Origin of the sequence: Halobacillus litoralis, from assembly GCF_009856445.1 — a bacterium.
Lineage (GTDB): Bacteria > Bacillota > Bacilli > Bacillales > Halobacillaceae > Halobacillus > Halobacillus litoralis.
In genome coordinates this window covers 1,003,842-1,028,185 of record NZ_WMFA01000002.1, presented here as the reverse complement: position 1 = coordinate 1,028,185, position 24,344 = coordinate 1,003,842, and the positions used below count along the sequence as shown (strand labels likewise).

At 44.8% G+C, this 24,344-nt stretch carries 30 protein-coding genes; 28 read left to right on the top strand and 2 right to left on the bottom strand.

Translation table 11 applies throughout. The features are described from left to right. The first annotated feature begins 564 nt into the window (after nucleotides 1–564). Entirely contained in the window at nucleotides 565–1,620 is a 1,056-nt protein-coding gene (locus GLW00_RS10480; RefSeq protein ID WP_160913698.1) for a dipeptidase, read from the top strand. A gap of 77 nt (nucleotides 1,621–1,697) precedes the next feature. Here the strand turns inward: GLW00_RS10480 and GLW00_RS10475 are convergent, their stop codons facing one another. Further along, the gene (locus tag GLW00_RS10475) at nucleotides 1,698–2,621 is read right to left on the bottom strand and encodes an aldo/keto reductase (RefSeq protein ID WP_160913696.1); all 924 of its coding nucleotides are present in this window, start codon (nucleotides 2,619–2,621) and stop codon (nucleotides 1,698–1,700) included. A 95-nt stretch (nucleotides 2,622–2,716) separates the two neighbouring features. Between GLW00_RS10475 and GLW00_RS10470 the strand changes: the two genes are divergently transcribed. The 25 genes from GLW00_RS10470 (at nucleotide 2,717) to GLW00_RS10350 (ending at nucleotide 22,039) form a co-directional block, all read left to right on the top strand. Continuing rightward, complete coding sequence (locus GLW00_RS10470; protein ID WP_160913694.1) at nucleotides 2,717–3,262, top strand: NUDIX hydrolase; 546 nt, start codon at nucleotides 2,717–2,719, stop codon at nucleotides 3,260–3,262. Beyond that, nucleotides 3,259–4,419 carry an endonuclease Q family protein gene (locus GLW00_RS10465; protein ID WP_335808459.1) on the top strand — a complete coding sequence of 387 codons (1,161 nt, stop codon included), beginning with the start codon at nucleotides 3,259–3,261 and terminating at the stop codon, nucleotides 4,417–4,419. Before GLW00_RS10470 ends, GLW00_RS10465 begins: the two co-directional genes overlap by 4 nt. Before the next feature lie 81 nt (nucleotides 4,420–4,500). Next, nucleotides 4,501–5,139: a stage II sporulation protein M gene (spoIIM, locus tag GLW00_RS10460; protein ID WP_160913692.1), complete on the top strand. Its 639-nt coding sequence runs from the start codon at nucleotides 4,501–4,503 to the stop codon at nucleotides 5,137–5,139. 111 nt (nucleotides 5,140–5,250) lie between these two features. Continuing rightward, nucleotides 5,251–5,727 (top strand): ferric iron uptake transcriptional regulator, encoded by a 477-nt coding sequence (gene fur, locus GLW00_RS10455; RefSeq protein WP_160913690.1) that lies wholly within the window; start codon nucleotides 5,251–5,253, stop codon nucleotides 5,725–5,727. A gap of 293 nt (nucleotides 5,728–6,020) precedes the next feature. Beyond that, entirely contained in the window at nucleotides 6,021–6,239 is a 219-nt protein-coding gene (locus GLW00_RS10450; protein ID WP_160913688.1) for a DUF4227 family protein, read from the top strand. Between the two features lie 7 nt (nucleotides 6,240–6,246). Further along, nucleotides 6,247–7,134 (top strand): site-specific tyrosine recombinase XerD, encoded by an 888-nt coding sequence (xerD, locus tag GLW00_RS10445; protein WP_160913686.1) that lies wholly within the window; start codon nucleotides 6,247–6,249, stop codon nucleotides 7,132–7,134. A 97-nt stretch (nucleotides 7,135–7,231) separates the two neighbouring features. Further along, nucleotides 7,232–8,410: a phosphopentomutase gene (gene deoB / locus GLW00_RS10440; RefSeq protein WP_160913684.1), complete on the top strand. Its 1,179-nt coding sequence runs from the start codon at nucleotides 7,232–7,234 to the stop codon at nucleotides 8,408–8,410. Nucleotides 8,411–8,426: 16 nt separating this feature from the next. Then, nucleotides 8,427–9,248: a purine-nucleoside phosphorylase gene (locus GLW00_RS10435; RefSeq protein ID WP_160913682.1), complete on the top strand. Its 822-nt coding sequence runs from the start codon at nucleotides 8,427–8,429 to the stop codon at nucleotides 9,246–9,248. Between the two features lie 58 nt (nucleotides 9,249–9,306). Further along, entirely contained in the window at nucleotides 9,307–10,608 is a 1,302-nt protein-coding gene (locus GLW00_RS10430; RefSeq protein ID WP_160913680.1) for a pyrimidine-nucleoside phosphorylase, read from the top strand. Nucleotides 10,609–10,781: 173 nt separating this feature from the next. Then, complete coding sequence (locus GLW00_RS10425; RefSeq protein WP_160913678.1) at nucleotides 10,782–11,018, top strand: hypothetical protein; 237 nt, start codon at nucleotides 10,782–10,784, stop codon at nucleotides 11,016–11,018. A gap of 10 nt (nucleotides 11,019–11,028) precedes the next feature. Beyond that, complete coding sequence (locus GLW00_RS10420; protein ID WP_160913677.1) at nucleotides 11,029–11,415, top strand: HIT family protein; 387 nt, start codon at nucleotides 11,029–11,031, stop codon at nucleotides 11,413–11,415. A 279-nt stretch (nucleotides 11,416–11,694) separates the two neighbouring features. Continuing rightward, nucleotides 11,695–12,870, top strand: coding sequence for a D-alanyl-D-alanine carboxypeptidase family protein (locus tag GLW00_RS10415; RefSeq protein ID WP_160913675.1), 1,176 nt, complete (start codon nucleotides 11,695–11,697; stop codon nucleotides 12,868–12,870). A gap of 94 nt (nucleotides 12,871–12,964) precedes the next feature. After that, the gene (spoIIAA, locus tag GLW00_RS10410; RefSeq protein ID WP_160913673.1) at nucleotides 12,965–13,330 is read left to right on the top strand and encodes an anti-sigma F factor antagonist; all 366 of its coding nucleotides are present in this window, start codon (nucleotides 12,965–12,967) and stop codon (nucleotides 13,328–13,330) included. Continuing rightward, nucleotides 13,315–13,755: an anti-sigma F factor gene (gene spoIIAB, locus GLW00_RS10405; protein ID WP_160911906.1), complete on the top strand. Its 441-nt coding sequence runs from the start codon at nucleotides 13,315–13,317 to the stop codon at nucleotides 13,753–13,755. Before spoIIAA ends, spoIIAB begins: the two co-directional genes overlap by 16 nt. Before the next feature lie 10 nt (nucleotides 13,756–13,765). Beyond that, nucleotides 13,766–14,512 carry an RNA polymerase sporulation sigma factor SigF gene (gene sigF / locus GLW00_RS10400; protein ID WP_160913670.1) on the top strand — a complete coding sequence of 249 codons (747 nt, stop codon included), beginning with the start codon at nucleotides 13,766–13,768 and terminating at the stop codon, nucleotides 14,510–14,512. 180 nt (nucleotides 14,513–14,692) lie between these two features. Then, on the top strand, nucleotides 14,693–15,310 hold the full coding sequence (locus GLW00_RS10395) for a stage V sporulation protein AA (RefSeq protein ID WP_160913669.1): 618 nt from the start codon (nucleotides 14,693–14,695) through the stop codon (nucleotides 15,308–15,310). Beyond that, nucleotides 15,297–15,707 carry a stage V sporulation protein AB gene (locus GLW00_RS10390; RefSeq protein ID WP_160913667.1) on the top strand — a complete coding sequence of 137 codons (411 nt, stop codon included), beginning with the start codon at nucleotides 15,297–15,299 and terminating at the stop codon, nucleotides 15,705–15,707. Before GLW00_RS10395 ends, GLW00_RS10390 begins: the two co-directional genes overlap by 14 nt. A gap of 26 nt (nucleotides 15,708–15,733) precedes the next feature. Further along, on the top strand, nucleotides 15,734–16,192 hold the full coding sequence (spoVAC, locus tag GLW00_RS10385; RefSeq protein ID WP_326316004.1) for a stage V sporulation protein AC: 459 nt from the start codon (nucleotides 15,734–15,736) through the stop codon (nucleotides 16,190–16,192). A gap of 12 nt (nucleotides 16,193–16,204) precedes the next feature. Beyond that, a complete protein-coding gene (gene spoVAD, locus GLW00_RS10380; RefSeq protein ID WP_160913663.1) occupies nucleotides 16,205–17,221 on the top strand; it encodes a stage V sporulation protein AD in 1,017 nt (338 codons plus the stop codon). Then, a complete protein-coding gene (gene spoVAE / locus GLW00_RS10375) occupies nucleotides 17,218–17,568 on the top strand; it encodes a stage V sporulation protein AE (protein WP_160913661.1) in 351 nt (116 codons plus the stop codon). Before spoVAD ends, spoVAE begins: the two co-directional genes overlap by 4 nt. Before the next feature lie 24 nt (nucleotides 17,569–17,592). Then, the gene (locus GLW00_RS10370) at nucleotides 17,593–19,062 is read left to right on the top strand and encodes a spore germination protein (RefSeq protein ID WP_160913659.1); all 1,470 of its coding nucleotides are present in this window, start codon (nucleotides 17,593–17,595) and stop codon (nucleotides 19,060–19,062) included. Nucleotides 19,063–19,177: 115 nt separating this feature from the next. Next, a complete protein-coding gene (lysA, locus tag GLW00_RS10365; protein ID WP_160913657.1) occupies nucleotides 19,178–20,473 on the top strand; it encodes a diaminopimelate decarboxylase in 1,296 nt (431 codons plus the stop codon). Between the two features lie 15 nt (nucleotides 20,474–20,488). Continuing rightward, entirely contained in the window at nucleotides 20,489–20,923 is a 435-nt protein-coding gene (locus tag GLW00_RS10360; protein ID WP_160913655.1) for a peptidylprolyl isomerase, read from the top strand. An 18-nt stretch (nucleotides 20,924–20,941) separates the two neighbouring features. Beyond that, nucleotides 20,942–21,406, top strand: a complete 465-nt coding sequence (locus GLW00_RS10355; protein ID WP_160913653.1) for a site-2 protease family protein — start codon at nucleotides 20,942–20,944, stop codon at nucleotides 21,404–21,406. 267 nt (nucleotides 21,407–21,673) lie between these two features. Continuing rightward, the gene (locus GLW00_RS10350) at nucleotides 21,674–22,039 is read left to right on the top strand and encodes a GNAT family N-acetyltransferase (RefSeq protein ID WP_160913651.1); all 366 of its coding nucleotides are present in this window, start codon (nucleotides 21,674–21,676) and stop codon (nucleotides 22,037–22,039) included. Nucleotides 22,040–22,094: 55 nt separating this feature from the next. Here the strand turns inward: GLW00_RS10350 and GLW00_RS10345 are convergent, their stop codons facing one another. After that, nucleotides 22,095–22,568 carry a DUF309 domain-containing protein gene (locus GLW00_RS10345; protein WP_160913649.1) on the bottom strand — a complete coding sequence of 158 codons (474 nt, stop codon included), beginning with the start codon at nucleotides 22,566–22,568 and terminating at the stop codon, nucleotides 22,095–22,097. Nucleotides 22,569–22,758: 190 nt separating this feature from the next. On the opposite strand from GLW00_RS10345, the gene GLW00_RS10340 reads away from it, so the two are divergent. Further along, complete coding sequence (locus tag GLW00_RS10340) at nucleotides 22,759–23,514, top strand: segregation/condensation protein A (protein WP_160913647.1); 756 nt, start codon at nucleotides 22,759–22,761, stop codon at nucleotides 23,512–23,514. Then, nucleotides 23,505–24,098, top strand: a complete 594-nt coding sequence (gene scpB, locus GLW00_RS10335) for an SMC-Scp complex subunit ScpB (protein ID WP_160913645.1) — start codon at nucleotides 23,505–23,507, stop codon at nucleotides 24,096–24,098. Before GLW00_RS10340 ends, scpB begins: the two co-directional genes overlap by 10 nt. The last annotated feature ends 246 nt before the right edge of the window (nucleotides 24,099–24,344 follow it).

The following is a 24,344-nucleotide window of genomic DNA, read 5'->3' as shown; positions in this document are numbered from 1 at the left end:
CCTATTCCCGACGCATGGTGCATTGTCAAAATTCGATATTCAAATTATTGCAGGATTGTTGAAGGCTCAGTTTCGAGATGGTCAGGGAGTGTGTGGGGCGGAGGGGAATGAGTCGCTTTCCGCGGGAGTCTCCCCATTCCCCTCCGCCCCTTAAAAAAGTATTCTCGAAACAACTTCTGAAATCATATGTTTTGCTTACAGCGAAACTTGAAAAATATAGACTTCTGTCGATCTTTTGGATTTGAAGGCTATATATAAAGCGTTTTATCTCTTTTTCCAATTGGGATGGAAGACAGGCAAATCCTCTTTCTTGGTATAAGGTTCGTTTCTCTATTTATACGGAATGGGGTGATTGGGAAGCTAGGAGCCTCCCGCGGGAATGGATGGGCTGGAGAGCCCCCACAGATCGGAGCTCGAGGAGGCTCTCCGTCATCCCCGCAGGAAAGCGAGCGGCTTCCCAACCACCCCTGTTTCTCAATTAGGTAAACGAAACCTTATTATCTCGAAATTACGTCTTCCGAAATTGGGAGGAGCAAAATGATGATTTTAAAGGAGGAGAAGTAGATGAAGGTGCCATTCATAGATGGACATAATGATACGATGATGAACTTTGAAGATGGAGTGAAACCCTTTTTTACAGGTACGAAAGAAGGACATATCGACTGGCCAAAGGGGAATCGTTCTGGAATGGCCGCAGGCTTCTACGCTGTATTTTGTCCGAACCCTGACACGGATCCACTTCCTGTCGCCTACAAAACCGAGAAGGGTTACGAAAAACCATTTCCGAGACCGTTGTCTTATCCCTATGCTTGCATGTACACCCATAAAATGATGGCCCGCTTCTTAAAAATGGAAGCAGAATCCGGTGGGAAATTTAAAGCAGCACGTACCATCGGGGATTTAGAAAGGGCGATCGCAGGAGAATACATGGCCGGCATTTTACATATCGAGGGGGCAGAGGGAATCGATGAAGACTTGCATGCACTCTCTGTCTTCTATGAAGCTGGCCTGCGTTCCGTCGGTCCTGTATGGAGCAGAGCGAATGCATTTGGAGAGGGTGTTCCGTATCGTTTCCCTTCTTCTCCAGATACAGGGCCAGGTCTTACCGATGCCGGGAAAAACCTGATCCGCGAGTGTAACCGATTAGGGATTATGATCGATCTCTCCCACTTGAATGAAAAAGGATTTTGGGACGTCGCCTCCATCAGTGATGCTCCGCTTGTAGCGACTCATTCCAATGCTCACCAAATATGTCCAGTCACCAGGAACCTGACTGACAAACAAATCGATGCGATCGGGGATTCGAAGGGATTGGTCGGAGTCACCTATAGTATCAATCCTAATATGGTGACAGAAGATGGTGGGAATAACGAGGGAGCTTCTTTGTCTGACATTACGAAACATATCCATTATATAATCGATCGTATCGGAATGGACCACGTCGCTTTGGGTTCAGATTTTGATGGTACTCGGATACCTTCCGCTCTTAAAGATGTGACGGGTGTTCCGAAAATCCTTGAGCTATTGAAAAAAGAAGGATTGAGCAGGGAAGACATTGAGAAGATTGCCTATAAAAATTGGCTTCGTGTACTTAAGGAGACATGGAAAGACCATAGCTGACTTGAGCTTCCAATGAAAAAAAGACGAGGGTGCCTTTGCGTAGGGCATCCTCGTCTTTTCGTTTCATTTCATCTATATTAGGCTCTATGTTTTTGATAGGTGATGGCTTTTGTCAGAGCTTGCATTTCCTTATAAGTCTGCTCCGTCAACGGTGGAGCGTCAAGGTAACGCAGGTTATCCCTCAGTTGTTCTGCGGAGCTTGCTCCAAAGACGGCGGTCGCGACCGTAGGATTTTGCAGGACATATTGAAGCGCTAGTGTTTCAGCCGTTTTCTCATCAGTAGTGAACGACTGCCATTGCTTCGCAATTTCCAATACTTCTTCCTGGCTGTATTCTAAAAATCCATCGGCTGCTTTTTCTTCAGCTTTTTCCAGTCCTTTTGAAGATAACATCCCTTTTGCCAGCGGTCCTCTTGCCAGGACACTAATTTCATTATCTGCCAGGAGCTGTAGAATTTCTTCTTCCGGACGTCGATCAAGAGCATTGTACTGCATCATTACACTGACGATGTTCGATTTTTCTACGTATTCTTTAATGACATTCGGGCGGATGGAAGATATCCCGTATTCTCTGATCAAACCTTCTTGTTTAAGGTCTTCAAATGCTTCAATGCTTTCTTCTATTGGATCATCGATGGTTCCCCCATGAAGCTGGTAAAGATCGATATAATCGATTCCCAGTCGTTTCAGACTGTCTTTCACCCCTTCTTTAATGTGCTTCTTGGACGGGTCCCAGTGCCAGTCTTTCTCATCAGCATTGAAATTGTTGCCGACCTTCGTGCCGATCAACAGGTCGTCTCTTTTTCCTTTGACCGCTTCTCCTACGATTTTTTCATTTTCCCCAAAATCGTATAAATCGGCCGTGTCTAAGTAATTGATTCCCGCATCGACGGTCCGGTCGATGATGTCTTTGGCTTTGTTATGATCGGTTCCGAGCGACATGCACCCTAAACTGATTTCTGATACATATAAATCGGAAGATCCTAATTGACGTTTGTTCATATAATCATCCTTTCCATTTTAAGTGTAGCGGATTGTTCCGGTTCCATGCCACTCCTGTGATAAAATAACGATAGGAACAAGAGAGGATGAATGTTTTGAAGAAATTCGAAGAGAAAACATATGAAACCGAAACGATTTATAAAGGGAAAATTGTTCAATTGGATGTCGACAGTGTTACTTTACCCGATGGGAATACATCTAAACGAGAACTGATCCGTCACCCAGGTGCTGTCGCTGTCATTGCCGTGACAGATGAAGGGAAGCTTGTCTGTGTCGAACAGTACAGGAAACCGATGGAAAAAAGCATTATTGAAATTCCTGCAGGCAAGCTTGAACCGGGGGAAGAACCGAAAACATGCGCCCTCAGGGAATTGGAAGAGGAAACGGGGTACACATCCGATGACCTTGAGTTCATTACCTCTTTCTACACATCCCCAGGATTTGCTGATGAAATTGTCCACCTTTATTTCACGGACCAAATCAAACCGATGGAGCAGCAGCCGGACGGAGATGAGGATGAGTTCGTCGAACAAATGGAACTGACGGTGGAGGAAGCGGAAGCTTTGGAAAAAGAAGAGCGGATCCATGACGCGAAGACGGCCTATGCCATCTTATATATGAAATTGAGAAATGCGAGATGATGGATACGTTTTTCGTCGATTTACATATTCATATCGGAAGGGACTGGAACGGAAAGCCTGTGAAAATTACCGGCTCAAAATCGCTGACCCTCTCGAACATCTTTGAAGAAGCGACGAATCGAAAAGGGCTGGATATGGTTGGGGTCATTGATGCGCAAGCACCTGCTGTTCAGGAAGAAATGCAGGATCTGATCGATCGTGGGCAGGCCGTGGAATTAAAAGAAGGAGGGGTTCGTTATCAGGATACGGTCCTCCTTTTGGGCTCTGAAATTGAAGTCTATGATGCGGCCTGCTCCGGCCCTATCCATGTGCTTTCTTATTTTCCGACATTGGACCGGATGAAGGCATTCACTGCATGGCTTTCAATGAAAATGAAGAACGTGAACTTAAGCTCCCAACGTTTTTACGGTACGGCCCGCGAACTCCAGCAATACGTGAAAGAACAGGAAGGAATCTTCATTCCGGCCCATGTTTTCACTCCATTTAAAAGCCTTTATGGAAAAGGAGTGAAACAAACCTTAAGAGAAGTTCTGGATCCAGACAAAATCGATGCCATTGAACTTGGATTGAGCGCTGACACAGAGATGGCTGATGGGATTGGTGAACTTGAACCGTATACCTATGTGACCAACTCGGATGCTCATTCTTTAGGAAAGCTTGCCCGGGAGTATCAGCGGATGGCATTGAAGGCATTGAACTTTGAAGAATTACGGATGGCTCTACACAAGAGAGAGGGAAGAAAAGTCCTCACGAATTACGGGATGAGTCCAGCCATGGGAAAATACCACCAGACGGTTTGTGCTGAATGTCTTTTCTCTGTAGAAGTTTCTGCATCCCGGTGTGAACAGTGTGGATCCAAAAAAATCGTCAAAGGCGTCAAGGATCGTGTGGAGGAGTTGAAATCTAGCACCCAAATGAAAGAAAGACCCCCCTATATCTATCAAGTGCCTCTATCATCTCTCCCTGGAGTAGGAACGCGTACCTATGAAAAGTTAATCGATGCTTTTGGTACCGAGATGGCAATTATCCATGAAGTATCAAGGGAAGACTTGAAGACAGTCATTCCAGAACAAGTGGCTGAGCGGATCATGGCCATGAGGAACGGTACACTTACCATTGAGGCTGGTGGTGGAGGACGATATGGAAGAATTCAATAGAAACTGAGCTGGATGTGGTCTACTTTTTCCATCTCTCTCATAGATTGGTCATAGACCGGTGAAGAGAAAGGTGGAGAAAAGATGCAGCAGGGTATGCGAATGGTTAAAAACGACGTTCAAACACATATGAACATTTTCGTGTTTATTTTCGTTCTATTTATTATGGGGATGATTTTCGGGGCTGTGATCGTAAACAGTATGAACTTTGTCCAAAAGCAGGATCTCTTCTTTTATCTGAAGCAGTTTTTTGAGCAGCAGACGATGATAGGGGGAACCGGAAAAGCTACCCTGTGGAAAGACAGCGTTCTTTACCATCTCAAGTATATGCTTCTCTTATTTTTGCTTGGGATCTCTGTCATCGGGATGCCGATCATTACGGTGTTGCTCTTCCTGAAAGGATTGGTCATCGGGTTTTCCGTCGGTTTCCTGGTCAATCAGATGGGCTGGTACGGATTGTTGATTTCTTCCGTTTCCATCGCCCCCCAAAATGTCATTATTATTCCTGTCTATCTGATCGCCGGTTCCCTTGCTTTGATTTTTTCACTGACTCTATGTAAGCAGCTTTTCATCCGCCGGGTTCACCAGCCGATTATGAAGGGCTTTGTAAGATATAGTGCGCTGTTCGGAGCGTTGATTGCGATTCTTATGGTTTCTTCGGTCGTAGAAGTCTTTCTAAGCAACACATTTTTGGAATATGTGTTGAAATGGATTTACAAGTAAATCATATTAAATAATAATGATTATCGTTAACAGATTAAAATAATTATAATTTGACACTCGTTCTGTCTCTGATTATAATGAAATTGGTATTACGAGGGAGGGACGAACGATATGGAACATCGTATAGATAAAATAAAAAAACAGCTGCATTCCCAGAGTTATAAGCTGACCCCGCAGCGTGAAGCCACAGTACGGGTACTTTTGGAAAATGAAGAAGACCACTTAAGTGCGGAAGATGTTTACCTCCTCGTAAAAGAGAAAGCACCAGAAATTGGTCTAGCAACCGTCTATCGAACATTAGAATTACTATCAGAACTAAAAGTTGTCGATAAAATTAATTTTGGAGATGGCGTCTCCCGATATGACTTGAGAAAAGAAGGTGCCGAACACTTTCACCATCATCTCGTATGTATTGAGTGTGGATCAGTGGAAGAAATCGATGAAGATCTCTTAGGGGATGTAGAAAAAATCGTTGAAAGTCAGTGGGGTTTTGAAGTGAAAGATCACCGCTTGACGTTCCATGGCATTTGTCGTGTGTGCCAGAAACAGGCTGTTACGACCTCATCTGCAAAATCAAACGAAGAATGAAAAGACCGCCGCTATGAAGGACATAGTGGCTTTTTATTTTGCGCGTTTTGAAACATCCAGGGGGAAGCGTGGAGGAAGGACGGTCCAGGCTGGTTCTATGTATACGTTTTCTAAAATCTCTGACTCTTGTATTTTTATTTACAAATGAACGAAAATCGTGTACGTTAAACCTAGATGGGGCTTGTGCTGTTTTTTAAAGCGCTTCGTCATCCATTTCTCTCATCATTCTACGTATATTTGTAAGGAATTTAGGCATATCCTTTACAAAAAGGTACGGAAGTGAGGGGAGTGCCATGACTCGTTTAAAGCACAGTTTAAGAGATTTGATTAAAGTCCTGATTGTATTCACCGTTTGTACATGTGTTTTTTATATGGCCTTACGAATGGTACATGAAGAATACGAGCGCCAGCATCGATACGATCCGCCAGGTGGTACGGCCATCAAAGTCTATCAACCCCTGGAACAACCATGGACGGATCGGCTGTCGATATTTTTTCGGTTAGGAGAGTAGATGGAAGATGCAGCATGCGCTGGAAGATTTTTTTCATTATTTGACCGTAGAGCGCGGGTTATCACCTAACACGATTCAGTCTTACAAGCGGGACCTTTCTCAGTACGATCGCTTCCTGCAGCAGGAATTAGGCGTGAAAAGTTGGGATGAAATGACCCGTTCGCATATTATGAAGTACTTGCATCACCTCAATGACCAGGGGCGTTCATCCGCAACCATTGCCCGGTTGTTGTCATCCATTCGTCTTTTTCACCAGTTTCTGATCCGGGAGAAGGTGACAGAGCAGGATCCGAGCTTACATATAGAAACTCCGAAGAAAGAAAGGAAGCTTCCGAAAGTGCTCTCTTCAGACGATGTGGACAAGCTTTTGAACATTCATGCCAAAGACCCGCTTTCAGCGAGGAATAAAGCGATGTTTGAAATGCTGTATGCTACTGGACTGAGAGTAACAGAGCTTGTTTCTCTTAAAGTGACGGATCTGCATTTGACGATGGGCTTTGTCCGTTGTCTTGGAAAAGGGTCAAAAGAGAGAATCATTCCTCTTGGTGACATGGCCAAAGATGCGGTTGAAAATTATTTGCAAGTCGGTCGCGAGGCACTCGTCAAGCAAAAACAGACCGAAGAGCTTTTCGTGAATCATCACGGGAATGCCCTATCACGGCAGGGTTTTTGGAAGATATTGAAAGCGGTTGCTCGGGAAATGGGTGTCAATAAAGAGTTGACCCCTCATACCCTGCGCCATTCATTTGCTACACATCTTCTTGAAAATGGAGCCGATCTCAGGGCTGTCCAGGAAATGCTTGGACATGCAGACATCTCAACAACTCAAATTTATACCCATGTCTCCAAGACAAGGTTGAAAGATGTTTATCGCTCGTATCATCCACGGGCATAAACTCTTTTGTGTTTTAAGTTGTCTGACATCCTACATCTTAAGAATGTAGGGTAGTTTTTCACGAATTTGGGAAATTAAACATTAGGAGGGATCTTTGATGAATTCATTCAAACGTGTATTTTTAGTAGTTATGGACTCTGTAGGAATAGGTGAGGCTCCGGATGCGGAAAAATTCGATGACAAAGGGGCTGACACCCTCGGGCACATTGCCGAACATATGAAGGGCTTGGACATGCCGCATATGGGATCGCTCGGACTCAGCAACATTCGCCAGATTCAGGGCATTGATAAGGCTGACCATCCGAAAGCGCACTATACAACGATGGTGGAAGCGTCGAACGGAAAGGATACGATGACCGGCCACTGGGAAATCATGGGTCTATATATTGACCAGCCTTTCCGTACATTCCCGGACGGTTTTCCCGATGAGCTGCTGGATCAGATTAAAGAAAAGACCGGCCGCGGCATTGTCGGAAATAAGCCGGCATCAGGGACGGAAATCCTTAAGGAACTTGGAGAGCATCATATGGAAACGGGAGACTTGATCATTTACACGTCTGCCGATTCTGTTCTGCAGATTGCTGCCCATGAAGATGTGATTCCACCGGAAGAGCTTTATGAAATCTGTGAGTTCTGCCGTGAAATCACAAAGGATGAGAAATATATGGTCGGACGTGTCATTGCCCGCCCATTCATCGGGGAGCCGGGAGCTTTTGAACGTACATCCAATCGTCATGATTATGCGTTGAAGCCATTCGGACGCACAGTGATGAACGAGATGGCTGATGAAGGACTCGATGTGGTCGCCATCGGGAAAATTTCTGATATCTATGACGGAGAAGGCGTAACAGAAGCCATCCGTACGAAAGACAACATGGATGGCATGGACCAATTGGTGAATTCACTGGATAAAGACTTTACCGGTATGAGCTTCTTGAACCTTGTCGATTTCGATGCGAAATTCGGTCACCGCCGTGACCCTCAAGGGTACGGGGAAGCCTTACAGGAATACGACGCGCGTCTGCCAGAAGTGTTGGAAAAAATGAACGATGACGATTTATTGATCATCACAGCAGACCACGGGAATGATCCTGTGCATCACGGAACAGATCACACACGGGAACTTGTTCCATTGATTGTCTATCATAATGGCATAAAAGAAGGACAGGAATTGGATCAGCGTCAAACGTTTGCGGATATCGGTGCGACCGTTTCTGAAAACTTCTCAATTCAAATGCCTGAACACGGCAAAAGCTTTTTGAAAGATATTCAATAAGGGAGGAGAAACAATCATGAACCAAACACAAGTGAAAGAAGCAGCTCAATTTATCCAAGGAAAATTAACGCATGAACCAAGTGTTGGACTGATTCTAGGATCAGGTCTCGGCGTACTTGCCGAGGAGATTCAAAATCCAACAACCATTCCCTATACGGAAATACCTCACTTCCCTGAATCAACGGTTTCCGGCCATAAAGGGCAGCTGGTCGTTGGTGAATTGGAAGGGCGACAAGTGATCGCGATGCAGGGGCGTTTCCACTATTATGAAGGCTATGATATGAAACAGGTGACATTCCCGGTCCGCGTCATGAAAGCGCTGGGTGTAGAAACTCTATTCGTTACAAACGCTGCGGGCGGCATCAATGAAACCTTCAAGCCGGGCAACTTGATGATCATTACCGACCATATCAACAATATGGGAGACAGCCCGCTGATCGGACCGAATGATGAGGAGCTTGGACCACGTTTCCCGGACATGTCTGAAGCGTATGATCGTGCTTTGATCGATCACGCGAAACAGTCTGCCGAGCGTTTGGACCTTCAGGTGCAGGAAGGGGTTTATGTCGGGAACACAGGACCTGCCTATGAGACAGGTGCAGAAGTACGTATGCTTCGTACACTCGGTGGAGATGCCGTCGGAATGTCCACGGTCCCAGAAGTGATGGTCGCGAACCATGCAGGCATCCGAGTACTTGGGATCTCTTGTATTTCTAATATGGCCGCAGGAATTCTGGACCAGCCGCTTACACATGATGAAGTCATCGAAACGACAGCTCAAGTGCGTGAAGACTTCCTTGGATTTGTTAAAGAGCTGCTAAAAACATTGCCAGCATAAATAGGGGAGCGTCTCGCGGGACGCTTTCTCTCTTAAACTTAAGTAAAGGGTGATCGAGATGAGAATGTATGACATTATAGTAAAAAAACGTGATGGCGGGGAATTGACTAAGGAAGAAATCGAATTCTTCGTTGAAGGTTACACAAAAGGGGAGATTCCTGATTACCAGGCCTCTGCCTTTACGATGGCGATTTATTTTCAGGGGATGACTGCTGAAGAAACAGCGACGTTGACTCAAGCAATGGTTGACTCAGGTGAAACCATCGACCTCTCAGCGATTGAAGGGAAGAAAGTCGATAAGCACTCCACAGGCGGCGTTGGCGATAAAGTAACATTCATCGTAGGACCATTGGTCGCTTCTGTCGGCATCCCTGTAGCGAAAATGTCAGGTCGTGGACTTGGACATACAGGCGGAACACTTGATAAATTAGAGTCCATCAAAGGTCTTGAGATCGAGATGACGAAAGAAAAGTTCATCGAGAATGTCAATACTCATAAACTTGCGGTAGCAGGCCAAACCGGAAACCTTGCACCTGCAGATAAAAAGCTTTATGCACTTAGAGACGTAACGGGTACCGTAAACTCCTTGCCATTGATCGCTGGTTCCATCATGAGTAAAAAGATTGCGTCCGGAGCAGACAGTATTGTACTTGATGTGAAAACAGGTTCTGGCGCCTTCATGAAAACGCTTGAAGACTCTGAAGCACTTGCTCGTGAGATGGTGAATATCGGAAACAACCTGGGACGTAACACCGTAGCTGTCATTAGTGACATGAATCAGCCGCTTGGTTATGAGGTCGGAAATGCCAATGAAATTAAAGAAGCAGCGGAAATCCTTCAAGGGAAGAACGTCGAAGACTTGCGTCTGCTTTCTCTTGAAATCGCTTCACATATGGCTGTTCTTGCTGAAAAGTTCTCTTCTTATGAAGAAGCGTATAAAGCCATCGAAGCGAATATCGAAAACGGAAAAGCCTTCCAGTCCCTTCGTACGCTCATTGAGGCCCAGGGTGGAGACGTTTCTATGATTGATGATCTTGATCGTCTACCTAGAGCGGCTCATGAAATTGAAGTCACGGCGGATCAGGATGGCTACGTATCTGCGATCGACGCAGAATCCATCGGCATAGCCGCCATGTATCTTGGCGCCGGTCGTGCGACGAAAGAGGATGAAATCAATCACGGCGTAGGAATCAGTCTGAAGAAGAAAATCGGCGATCCTGTCAAAGCAGGCGAAGCTCTGGTCGTATTGATCAGTGATGACGAGCAGCCGAACGACTCGATCCAGAAAGTGAAAGAAGCGTACATGATTTCTGGTGAAAAAGTCGAAAAACCAACATTGATCCACAACATCATTAAATAAAAATTTCTATTTAGGTTGAAAAGCGAACCGACCACACTCCGTGGGCGGTTCGTTTTTTTATTTCACATCAGCGAGTGTTATGAAGGGGAACAGAGGAATTTTAGGGTGTTTTGGATTGGATATTCATATGAGAATTGGTTCATGGTATCATTCTTGTAGAAGGAGGAATAAGGATGTTCCGGATTTTGGAGATCATGGTCGCGTCAATGGCTCTTATTCTTTTATTTTCCCATTGGTTTTTCTCTTTCCATGTAAACTTTGATCTCATAGCACTCGTGTCTGCTTTTTTGTATGTCTTCATAGGCGTTCGATTTTTAAAGGAGGATCGCGTTATCAGAGGAACAATCATTCTTGTGCTTTCCTCCATGATGGCGTTTATCTTTATTGAAAGTTTCATTCCAATTACATAGGAGGGAAAGCATGGACCCATGCATTTTGTGCTCACCAGAAACGGATGACGAACAGAAAATCATTTTTGAGAACGGCTCCTGCTACTTTGTTCAGAAAGACCAGCGGATCTTAAAAAGGTCGGGCTTAATCGTTCCCAAATCGCACCGGACAACGGTATTCGACCTTTCCAAGGAGGAATGGATCGATACGCAGGAAATGATTCAGCAAGTGAAAAGCTGGCTCGATGAAACACTTCAACCGGATGGGTATAACATCGGATACAATTGTTACGAAACCGGTGGGCAGCATATCTTTCACGCTCACATGCACATCATCCCCCGCTTCCAAGACGAACCCCACGCAGGAAAAGGCATCCGCCACTGGCTCAAACAAGAAGAAAACAAACGCCACATCTAAAACACGACCTCCCCAGGTTGTGTTTTTTTTATGATCGACCTCATACTGATAAAAGCAGCAAAGTCACCGATAAATGTATGAATTCCACCGATAACATGCTCCAACTCACCGATAAAACTCCAAAAGTCACTAATAAAAACCCTAAACCCACTGATAAAGAAGTTTTTGAAAAGATTCTTCTACTTTCCGCCCAGCACCCGTGTCATGACCTTAGGTTATGTATAGAAGATGATGGTAAGGGAAAGATAGGGTCACTTAAAGCAATGGGAGGTTTAGGTTATGAAAAAAATGATGGGTGTGTGTCTCGCTCTTTGTTTAGTTGTCTCACTACTTCCGTTAAACATGACTTTTGCAGAAGAAAGGGAGTCAACAGAGGTCATCAATTCGGCGAAATCAGCGATATTGATGGAAAAGAACAGCGGGATGACGCTTTATGATAAGGATTCAAATAAAAAGCTGCCCCCTGCGAGTATGACGAAGGTCATGACGCTGTTGTTGATCATGGAAGAGCTTGATAAAGGCGGCATCAAACTCGATGAAAAAGTCCGTATCAGTGAACATGCTGCTTCTATGGGCGGTTCTCAAATCTTCCTTGAAGCTGGAGAAGAAATGACCGTTGAAGATTTGCTCAAAGGAATAGCTGTGGCTTCTGGAAATGATGCGAGTGTCGCTATGGCAGAACGAATTGCTGGAAGTGAAAAAGAGTTTGTCGCTCAAATGAACAATAAAGCAAAAGATCTGGGTTTGAAGAATACACAGTTCCAAAACCCGACAGGTCTGCCGGCTGAAGGACATTTTAGTACAGCTCATGATATGGCCGTCATGGCGAGGGAACTGCTCCTTCACGATGAAGTGACGAAGTACACGAAAATTTATGAGGATTATTTGCGTAAGGGACAGGATAATGAATTCTGGTTAGTCAATACCAACAAATTGATCAAAAATTATCCGGGAATGGATGGACTGAAAACCGGTTACACAAGTGAGGCGAAATACTGTCTTACGGCTTCTGCTAAACGGGATGATATGCATATGATTGCGGTTGTTATGGGTGCGGAAAATCCGAAAATGAGGAACTCGGATGTGACGAGTCTATTGGATTATGGGTTCAGTCAGTATGAGGGTGTGAAGCTTTATTCTAAGGATGACACCATGAAAACGATGAAAATGACAAGAGGGAACCCATTAGAGTTGAAGCTGTCCCCGGAAAAAGACGTCGTCGTTCTTAAAAAGAAAAATGACAAGAAGAGTGAATATGAAACGGAACTGAAGATTGCGAAGAATACCAACCTTCCATTGGAAAAAGGGGCCCATATGGGATGGGTGATCGTGAAGAATGGTGATCAGGAAGTCGCTAAAGTGCGTCTTGAAACGTCGGAGACTGTGGAGAAGGCGGGATTTCCTGCTCTATGGCAGCGCTCATGGAAGAATTTGACGAGCTTTCAGAGGTTTTAGCATTTTCTCACTAGTTATGTTTTTGAGCAGGAAATGACAGCGAAAAGTACGAAAAGACATAGTGACTCTTATAAAGTCAGAGGAGGTAATTCACTTGAGTCTTCAAGTTAATTTTGCTGTCAGAGAAAATGTTTTGCTCGTCCGTTTGAATGGGGAGCTGGATCATCATGAAGCTACAACGCTTCGGGAAGCTTGGCAGAAGGAGCTCGCGAACAACGCGGTCGAACATGTGATTGTCAATTTACAAAAATTGTCCTTCATGGATAGTTCAGGCCTTGGTGTGATGCTCGGTCGTTATAAAGAGGTACAAGCGAAAGGGAACGAAATGGTGCTTTGTTCGATTTCGCCTGAGGTTCGGAGATTGTTTGATATGTCGGGAATGTTCAAAATCATGAAACTCGTGGATGATGAGGCATCCGCGCTTGAAATGTTGGGGGTGGCATCATGCGAAATGAAATGACGCTGGAGTTTACGAGTGTGAGTGAAAATGAATCCCTTGCCCGTGTATCGGTGGCTGCTTTTGTCAGTCAAATCAATCCGACGATGGAAGAATTGACGGATATTAAAACCGTCGTCTCAGAAGCCGTCACGAATGCTATCATTCATGGTTACGAAGAGAAAAGTGATGAAAAAGTGATGCTTACGTGTGCGATTGATGACGGAGAAATCGAATTGATCATCCAGGATCGTGGTCAGGGTATTGAGAACATTGATATTGCAAAAGAACCACTGTACACATCGAAACCGGAATGGGAACGCTCGGGAATGGGTTTTACTATCATGGAGAATTTCATGGATCGCGTAGACATTACATCAGAGCCCGGGGTCGGAACGACGATCCGAATGACGAAGCAGTTGACGTCAACCCGCGCTTTGTGTAATTGAGGCGCCGCCTATGAGCGATACGACAAAAGAACGTCTGTCCGACAAAGATGTCAAAGAGCTGATCAAAAAGAGTCAGGCGGGCGATCAAGAGGCGAGGGACTACCTGGTGGAAAAAAACACCCGTCTCGTATGGTCGGTCGTCCAGCGATATCTCAGACGTGGATACGATCAGGATGATCTGTATCAGATCGGCTGTATCGGCCTGCTTAAATCGATCGACAAGTTCGATTTGAGCTATGATGTCCGTTTTTCTACGTATGCCGTCCCCATGATCATTGGTGAAATCCAGCGTTTCATTCGTGATGATGGCAGTGTGAAAGTGAGCCGCAGTTTGAAAGAACTGAATCATAAAGTCCGAGCCAAAAAAGAAGAGCTGTTAAAAGAATATGGACGCTCTCCCACAGTGAACGAGCTCGCAGATGCCTTAGGTCTTACGAGGGAGGAAATCGTCCAGGCGGAGGAAGTTGGACGAACCCCTCAGTCCATTTATGAAACGGTTTATGAGAACGAAGGCGATCCCATCACACTCGTCGATCAGATTGCCGAAGAGGAAAGCAACTGGTTCGACCATCTCACACTCCAGGATGTGATGAGTAAACTGGATAAGAGGGAAAGGCTCATTATTTACTTGCGCTATTACAAAGATCAAACGCAGACCGAAGTGGCAGAGCGTTTAGGGATATCGCAGGTACAAGTATCGCGGTTAGAGAAGAAAATCCTTGCTGACATGAAAGAAACCATGAATGATACAAGCTGATCGCTGTACCTAAAAAGGTACAGCTTTTTTTATGTTCACCGAAAAGTCGTTTGATGCTTGCTCGTGCACCTTTGGTTACACTGTTTCTTCCTGATCTTAATATCCGAGGACTCTTCGTATGATATTTCTGATCTCACACATAATAAGTCTAAGAAAATTTAAACAGGGGAGGCGGTAGGGTTGGCGACTCCTGTCTACATTCGTACAAAACAATCGATTTATGTTCCACCTTTGTCAAAAATCCGCTTGCAGGATGTGGCTCGTGTGACAGGGCAAAAACGTCATAAGCCTGTCTTGGAACAGATGGTGTTACATCAAGTGACCGAAGAGGATCAAAACATCGTGGTCATCGACTCTTTCATGATCATTGAACAAGTGATCGAGAAGTTTCCGGACATTGAGGTCGAACTGATCGGGCCGAATCAATGTGTGGTTCATGTGGAGAAACATCAAAAGCAGCCGTCCCCTCTTTTGATCAGCGGTATATGGATCTTGCTTTTTATAGGAGCGGCGATGGCTATAATGAATTTTCACTATGATGTGAGCATGCAGGCCGTTCAACAGAAGTTACATTTCATGTTGACGGGGGAGAAAGTGGAACATCCTTTATGGATTCAAATCCCGTATTCCATCGGCCTTGGAATTGGAATGATATTATTTTTTAACCATTGGTTTCAGAAACGATTCAATGAAGAACCGAGTCCGATGGAGGTAGAGATATTCAATTATCAGGAAGACCTGGACCATTACGTGGCCATTAAAGAGAATAAGGTGGAAAAACAGGATGTGGATCGTTGAAGTACTCATAGGGCTTGCAGCCGGAATTGCTGTCGGAACCGGTTTCGTTGCATTTTTGACAGTCCTTGGTATTGTTCCGAGGCTCATGCAGTTGAGTCATTCGGAATCGAAACTTCGCAGTTACGAGATGGCCGTGATCTTAGGTGTTTTTGCCGGAATTTATCTTTCCTTCGGGGACGGACCAGTGAAGATGACGTTGATCGGTCTTGTAATATGGGGCCTTTTCCATGGGATTTTTGTAGGCATGTTAGCGGCTGCTCTTACAGAGGTCCTCAATGTATTTCCGCTCTTATTCAAACGAATCGGGGTGGATGGTTTTCTATTCACCCTCTTAATGGCACTTGTGCTTGGTAAGATTGCGGGTTCTTTGTTTCAATGGATTATTTTTGTCAGGTGAATGATTTGGGATTAGGAGGAAACAGTGTGGATAAACAACCACTGAACGAAAAAAATTTTGATAAAGCTAGAAAATCGTATCAGCCGAAACCGCCTTATGTGATGAATTGTATCAAAGCATTTATCGTGGGTGGTTTGATTTGCGTATTTGGTGAACTTCTCACACAAATGTATATCCACTGGTTTGATTATAGCGAAAAGAACGCCATCAACCCGACGGTCGCAACGTTGATTCTTCTATCTGCGCTCGCTACGGGGTTTGGTGTTTATGATAAGCTCGGACAGTTTGCAGGAGCTGGATCTGCGGTTCCTGTCACTGGATTTGCCAATTCAATTACTTCTGCAGCCCTTGAGCATAAATCCGAAGGTCTTGTGCTTGGGGTTGCGACCAATTTGTTCAAGTTGGCTGGGTCGGTCATTGTATTTGGTGTGGTTGCTGCTTATGTACTGGGTATCATTCGTTACGTGTGGGCGCTTATTTTTTAGGAGGAAATGCATATGGCTAAAACTGGAACACAATCATGGACATTTACGGAACCCGTTTACTTACAATCCACAGGGACAGCTGTCGGACCGATGGAGGGTGAAGGTCCCCTTAAAGATACGTTCGATGTCATTCATGAAGAACTTCACTGCGGGGAATCCAACTGGGAGCTTGCTGAACGCAAATTAATGACGGATGCGGTGTACACGTGTTTGCAAAAAGCAGGGGTCGACCAGTCCAATATCGATTTATTTTTAGCGGGGGATCTGTTAAACCAGAACGTCACAGGGAACTATGTGGCAAGACAGTTAGGCATTCCCGTACTAGGGATGTTCGGGGCGTGTTCGACCAGTATGGAAACTCTGGCAACAGGTGCTGCGCTTGTTTCATCTGGCTACGCCAAACAAGCTTTAGTGGCTGTTAGTTCTCACAACTGTACGGCTGAGCGCCAGTTTCGTTACCCAACGGAGTACGGAGGGCAAAAGCCGAAAACCGCAACATTTACTGTCACAGGAAGCGGAGCGGCCATCCTTTCGAAAACTCCTTCGAAAATCCAGGTGGAAGCGGCAACTATTGGGAAAGTCATGGATTACAGTGTCAAAGACCCGTTTGATATGGGCTCTGCGATGGCACCCGCCGCATGGGATACGATTAAAACACATCTGGAAGACATGGGTCGTGTGCCGGGCGATTATGATGTCATCGCTACAGGTGACTTGTCTGCAGTAGGTACGCCTATTCTCAAAGATTTGATGAAACAGGATGGCTATGACATTAGTGACGTGCACAAAGACTGTGGACTGCTTGTCTACCACAGTGATCAACCAGTGTTCGCAGGCGGAAGCGGATGCGCATGCTCAGCGGTCGTCACATATGGGAAAATTGTGCAGGATTTGATTAGTGGAAAATACAAGCGTGTGTTAATCGTTGCCACAGGTGCCCTGATGAGTCCGATGATGCTTCAACAGAAGGAATCGATTCCAGGGATCGCTCATGCCGTTGTTCTTACCAGAGGGGAGGGGGAAGCATGACCTTTTTATGGGCATTTATCGTCGGAGGAAGCATTTGTGTAGTCGGACAGATTTTATTGGATGTCTTCAAATTGACTCCAGCCCATGTGATGTCCTCCTTCGTTGTCGCTGGAGCGGTACTGGACGCGTTCGACCTCTATGACAACCTTATTGAATTTGCCGGGGCAGGAGCGACGGTCCCTATTACAAGTTTCGGGCATTCCCTTTTGCATGGGGCGATGGAACAAGCGGATGAACATGGTTTTATCGGAGTAGCTGTCGGGATTTTTGAATTAACATCTGCAGGTATTGCATCGGCGATATTGTTTGGCTTTATCGTGGCTGTGATTTTCAAGCCTAAAGGATAAATCGAGATCAAGGAGTGGAGGTTTATGCCTGAGAAGAAAAAAGAAACACCCATCGTCATGAAACTCGAGCAAAACCGGAAGACGATGAATGAACGCATTGGCGTAGACCAATCATTTGATACCGGCTTCCGTACGCTGACCTTATTGGGTGTTGAAGTGAACTTCTATTATGTCACAGGTTTGGTAGAGACACCCATCGTTGTAGAAGTGATGCGACAATTGATGGAAATGAATGAAACAGAAGACCACGTCGATTCTGTATTTAAATCCATAAAAGATGAAATCCCTCATCAACAAGTAGAGACGACTTCCGACCTTGATAAGTGTATCACCCAGATGCTATCAGGGTTGATGGTCATTTTCGTCGATGGAGAAACAGAGGCCTTCATCGTCGATGTGCGGACCTATCCCGGGAGGACTCCGGAGGAACCGGATACGGAAAAGGTCATTCGTGGGTCGAGGGACGGTTATACAGAAAATATCATAGAGAATACGGCCCTCACACGACGCCGTATCAGAGATGAACGTTTGAGAAATGAGATCATGCAGGTGGGTAATCGTTCGAAAACAGATGTTTGTATTACTTACATTAAAGACGTTGCTGATCCAGGTCTCGTACAGTTATTAAAAGAAGAAATCCAAAAAATCGATATCGACGGCCTTTCCATGGCGGATAAAAGCCTGGAAGAGTACATTGTCAAGCAGGGAAGGAACCCGTTTCCTCTTGTAAGATATACGGAACGTCCGGATGTCGTCGCTTCTCATTTGTTTGAAGGCCATGTGGTCATCATGACGGACACGTCACCGAGCACGATCATTACGCCTACCACTTATTTTCATCATGTTCAACATGCGGAGGAATTCCGACAATCTCCTCCAGTTGGGACTTTTGTACGGTGGGTTCGTTTTTTTGGGATTTTTGCATCTGTCTTTCTTCTGCCATTATGGATGCTGTTTGTTATGCAACCGGATTTGCTCCCAGAACCTTTTGCTTTTATTGGACCCAATGAGGAAAGCTCCATCCCTATCATCTATCAAATTTTAATTGCTGATTTAGGTTTGGAGATGTTAAGAATCGCAGCCATCCATACGCCAACGCCATTATCGACGGCTATGGGACTTATTGCCGCAGTGCTTATAGGCCAAATCGCCATTGACGTAGGAATGTTTGTACCAGAAGTCATCCTTTACGTAGCTGTTGCAGCTATTGGATCTTATTCCACGCCAAGTTATGAATTATCGGTGGCCAATAAAATGGCACGTATTTTGTTTGTGATTTTAGTGGCATTATTCGGAATCAAAGGGTTGATGTTCGGATTTTTGGCTTATGTTCTGCTTTTAGCCAATACAAAGTCATTGAATACGCCTTATTTGTGGCCGTTCCTTCCGTTCAACGGAAAAGCGGCAGTCCAAATCATCCTCCGTCTCAGTATGCCATCGTTGAAAGTGCGTCCGAGTGTTGTTCATCCTCAAAACAATACACGTCAGAAATAATCGTATTGCCCGTTCTTTAGCAATGTGATAAATTAAAATAAATCTTAATGTCCTTTGACTTCCAAAGGGCATTTTCTTTTTATCATTTCTCCGTTTGAAGAAAAGGTGGGTTACGATGAATCATGATGTTAATGAAAGCGGGCAATTGTTGATCGGACAAGTTCCTGCACAGGAACTTGCCGAACAATATGGCACCCCTCTTTATGTATATGATGTAGGTGAAATCAGACAAAAGGCTCGGGCATTCGTGCAGACTTTCAAAGAAAATCAGGTGGCGGCTCAAGTCGCGTATGCCAGTAAAGCTTTTTCTTCTGTCGCTATGCTCCAGGTTGCGAACCAGGAGGGTCTTAGTTTAGACGTCGTTTCGGAAGGAGAGTTACATACAGCTCTTGAAGCGGGTTTTCCAGTAGAGAAGATCCATATGCACGGAAACAACAAAAGTATCCGTGAATTGGAAATGGCCGTCGAACATGGAATCGGCTGTGTCGTCGTCGATAACTTTTATGAAATCGAACTTCTTCATGCGATTCTTAAAGAACAGAAGAAAGAGATGGATGTATTATTGAGGGTAACACCGGGGATAGAAGCCCATACCCACGATTATATATTGACCGGGCAGGAAGACTCCAAATTCGGCTTCGATTTGGCCAGTGGCCAGGCTGAGGAGGCATTCATGAAAGTCCGTGAAGATGCCAATATCCGCTTAATCGGACTTCACTGCCATATCGGCTCACAAATCTTCGAGACGAGTGGTTTCGAGATGGCGACAAGCAAGCTCTTTACTACTTTGATCGATTGGCGGGACCGCTACGGATATGAAGCGACCGTACTGAATTTAGGTGGCGGTTTTGGTATTCAATATACGAAAGAAGACGAACCGCTTGATCTCGATCAATATGCCCACGCCCTCATCCGTGAAGTAAAAACACTTTCTTCTCAGTACCATTATCCTATGCCCGAGATTTGGATCGAGCCGGGGCGAGCGATTGTTGGGGAAGCAGGTACAACGATCTACACCATCGGTTCCATCAAAGAAGTCCCTGATGTAAGGACCTATGTATCTGTAGATGGTGGGATGACTGATAATATCCGTCCCGCCCTTTACCAGGCGAAATATGAAGCAGCGCTGGTAGAAAAAATGGATCAAAATCCGGAAAAAGAGTACTCCATAGCTGGAAAGTGCTGTGAATCCGGAGATATGCTAATATGGGACGTGGCGCTTCCTACAGTTGAGCATGGAGACAGACTTGCAGTTTTCAGCACAGGAGCGTATGGTTATGCTATGGCTAATAATTATAACCGCTTTCAAAAAGCGGCCGTCGTGTTTGTCGAAGACGGAAAGCATCAGCTTGTCGTCAGAAGAGAGAGCTATCAGGAGATGACACGACTTGACTTATCTTATGAAAAATGAAAAGGGGTATGAGAAATGAAACAAGCAACGATTGAATTTGAAAATGGAGAAAAAATGCTGATTGAACTATACGAGGAAGCAGCACCCAATACGGTTGCGAATTTTGAGAAACTTGCCAATGATGAATTTTACGATGGTTTGACTTTCCACCGTGTCATCCCTGACTTCGTCATCCAGGGAGGATGTCCGAATGGAACAGGCGCAGGTGGTCCAGGCTATACAATCAAATGCGAAACAGAAGGCAATCCTCATAAGCATGAACGGGGAACCCTTTCTATGGCCCACGCTGGTAAAGATACAGGAGGAAGCCAATTCTTCGTGTGTCATTCTCCTCAGCCGCACTTAGACGGGCGTCACACCGTATTTGGAAAAGTGGTCGAAGGTGTGGACACGGTTGATCGTGTTCGTGTCGGAGATGTGATGCAGAAGGTCCGCGTCGAGGACAAATAATCACTAGAAGAGCCCTTCATGATTGTCACATTACTGTTATTGATTTTTCTAGTGGCCCCTATAAGTCTATTCATCCATGAGCTTGGTCACCTCTTCCCCGGTCGGTACTTTCGGGCAGATCAAAGTGTTCTTCACCTTGGCCGTGGGAAAGTGATCGGGCGGTGGAGGAAAAGTGGGGTCCACGTATATATTCACCTTTTTTTCTTCCAGGGAGCTTACTCGTTGAACGAACGGAAACCTCCGTTCAAGGATCGGGAGAAAGCTTGGATCAGTATGGGCGGTCCTATATTCAATACCATTACAGCGTTTATTTTGTTCCTATGGTTCAAGGACCAGGGCGGTGACCTGCTCCGTATCGCTTTTCTTTTCAATACTTATCTTGCCATCATGAATCTTATTCCCTTTTCTATCAAAGGAAAAGATTCTGATGGATATCGGCTCTGGTCAATTGTGAAACGTCGGTTTTTAAACAGGCTTGAATAATCACAGGCTTTGCTATATTCTATGTAGCGGGGCAAATCACAAAAAACCGGGGGCCACGTATAATGAAAATGAAAAATTGGATGCTGTTTACGTTTTTAACGGTGTTCAGCATCGGTTGGGGTTTATACTACTGGTTCGTAATCGTCATGTAAGCTTGACATATCAGGAGAATTGGACAATGATTGAAAGTAACCATTTTCTTTTTTCGATCCAACGGTCGGACATCTGGAACTCTAGGAAAGTTATTTTCATAATTGAGGGGTTAATATGTTAATTCGATATAAAAAATCATTTGAAAAGATTGCGATGGGTTTGCTTTCTTTCATGCCTGAAGTTACAGATGTGAAGACACTTCAGGAAATTATAAGGGAATACGATTCCAATCCGGATTGGAATCTATTTTTGTGGAAAGAGGAAGATATCCTCGGAGCGGTCGGAGTCCGTTTGGAAGATGGCAGGGCCGTCATCCAGCACGTATCCGTCAACCCTTCCCACCGTAACACAGGGATTGGAAGACAGATGATTCATCGTGTCCGTGATCACTTTAAAGATGTATGTGACGTGTGTGCTGATGTGGCAACAGAATCATTCATCGAGAAATGTGATGAAGAAAGTGCCTCTTCACAGTTATAAATAAGAAGGAGGTGTCGATTCACGACACCTCCTTTGTTTCGTTTTATTATTGAATTCATAATGACTTTTTTCTTTTTTTGTGTTTGAGTACAAGGTGTTCGTCAGACATGTCACTTGGAGATCCATAAGCAACGCCCCACTGTTGGCACAACAGATGGACCTCTTTCAGAAGTTCCATATCAATGATAGGCATATTCCAGCTGCGATAGGGAACCTCTTCGTCCAAACGCGCATTGAATTCTTCCAGCTGTTTTACGAGGCGTTCTCCATCCAGGCCGAGGAGCGGGAGCTCTTTTTCGTGTTCTGATTTGTTTTTTAAACAGCGTTTAACTAGAGTCCTTGCCCCATTCGGATTGCCTCGGCGATCATGATACATAGCTACAGCGATTTGGATCAGCCATACCCAGATGGAAGACCGGTTTCGAGGATCTACTTCTTTCCAGTACTCCTCGAGGACCTCATGACACTCAAAATAATCTCTTGTACCGTGGAAGTGAGCAAGGAATTCAATATAGGCTTTCGGATACATATAAACCATCCATTCCTTTGAGTCAACCATGAGAATCATGGTTGTTTATTAAAATAGTTCCTGACTTATAACTATAGTATAACGTAACCGAAGACAGAAGACATGCATCGTTATGAAATACATGCTGTCACAGCAGTATAATTTTTGATACCATTATAGAAAGAACATTGGAACGTAAAGGAAGAATGATATGAAAAAAAGCTACCAAGTGAAAGTGGAAGGTTTTGAAGGACCTCTTGATCTTCTTTTACACCTGATCAATCGATATGAAATCGACATCTATAATATACCCGTTTCTCAAATTACGGATCAATACATGAACTATATCCATACAATGCAGGAGCTTGAGCTGGACCTGGCAAGCGAATACCTGGTGATGGCAGCTACTTTACTGGCTATGAAAAGTCAGATGCTCCTTCCCAATCAAAACATGGAAGATGAATTTGAAGATGGAGAGCTTGAGGATGACCCGCGCGAAGATTTGATGCGACGGTTGATTGAATACCGTAAATATAAACAGGCGGCAGAGGAACTCAAGGAAAAAGAACTCGATGCCAACCGGATCTATACCCGACCTCCTTTGAATATGGAAGGCTGGGAAGAAGAGATGCCGGAAGTCCGCCCTGGCGAAGCTTCTGTTTACGATATGATTCAAGCGATGGGCAATCTATTAAAACGGGCTAAAACAGAAAAACCACAGGAAGCGAAAGTCCGGAGAGATGAGATTCCTATCCAAATGAGAATGGAAGAAATACTCGGTAAAATTGATGTGCAAGCCGGTGGCATTCCTTTTCATCAATTATTTGAAAAAAGAACCCGACCGCATATCGTCGTAACCTTCATCGCTTTGCTGGAACTGATGAAGAGTAACGACATCGTGTGTGTCCAACAACAACACTTTGATGAACTAATCGTATATAAGATGGAGGATGCACCATGGAGTTAGAAGAATACAAAGCCATAACCGAAGGCCTGCTTTTTGCTGCCGGAGAAGAAGGAATCACCAAAAAGAAACTGACGAACCTGCTGGAATTGGATACGAAAACGTTCCAGTCCTTGCTGGAAGAAATGATAAAAGACTATCAATCCAAGAATAGAGGCCTCACCATCATGGATTCACAAGGAACCTTACACTTGACCACGAAACCGGAGCATGCTTCCTATTACAAGCGTCTTCTGGATTCACCAGGTTCAACAAGGCTTTCTCAGGCGGCTCTTGAAACGCTCGCTATCATTGCCTATCAACAACCTATTACAAGAATAGAAGTGGATGATTTAAGAGGGGTCAAAAGCGACCGTGCCATCCAGACCCTGGTCAATCGCAGTTTGATTGAAGAAAAAGGCCGGAAAGATGCCATCGGACGACCAATCCTATATGGAACGACCAAGGATTTTCTTATCTATTTCGGTTTGACGTCAATTGAAGAGCTCCCGCCACTTTCTGAACTCAAGCAGGGCGAGGGGGAAGAAGAAGGCGATGCCGACCTCTTTTTCGAAAAATTCAACGAAGATCCCTTCGGTGACGACTAAAAAGCTGTTCCCCACCAGGAACAGCTTTTTTTCTATATAACCATTCGAATGTGGAAGACTTGATTTATAGATAAGCGCTCCCGCGGAAAGCGATTCATTCTCCGCAGCCCCATCCATTCATCAAACTCATCACTAACTTAGTTTTCTACCGCAATCCTCTTGTATTGGGATTTTTCTATTACTCATAAGCTTGTACGTTTTTGCATAAGTTGAAGCAAATGATGTGAATAGGAGGAAGTCCTCTTG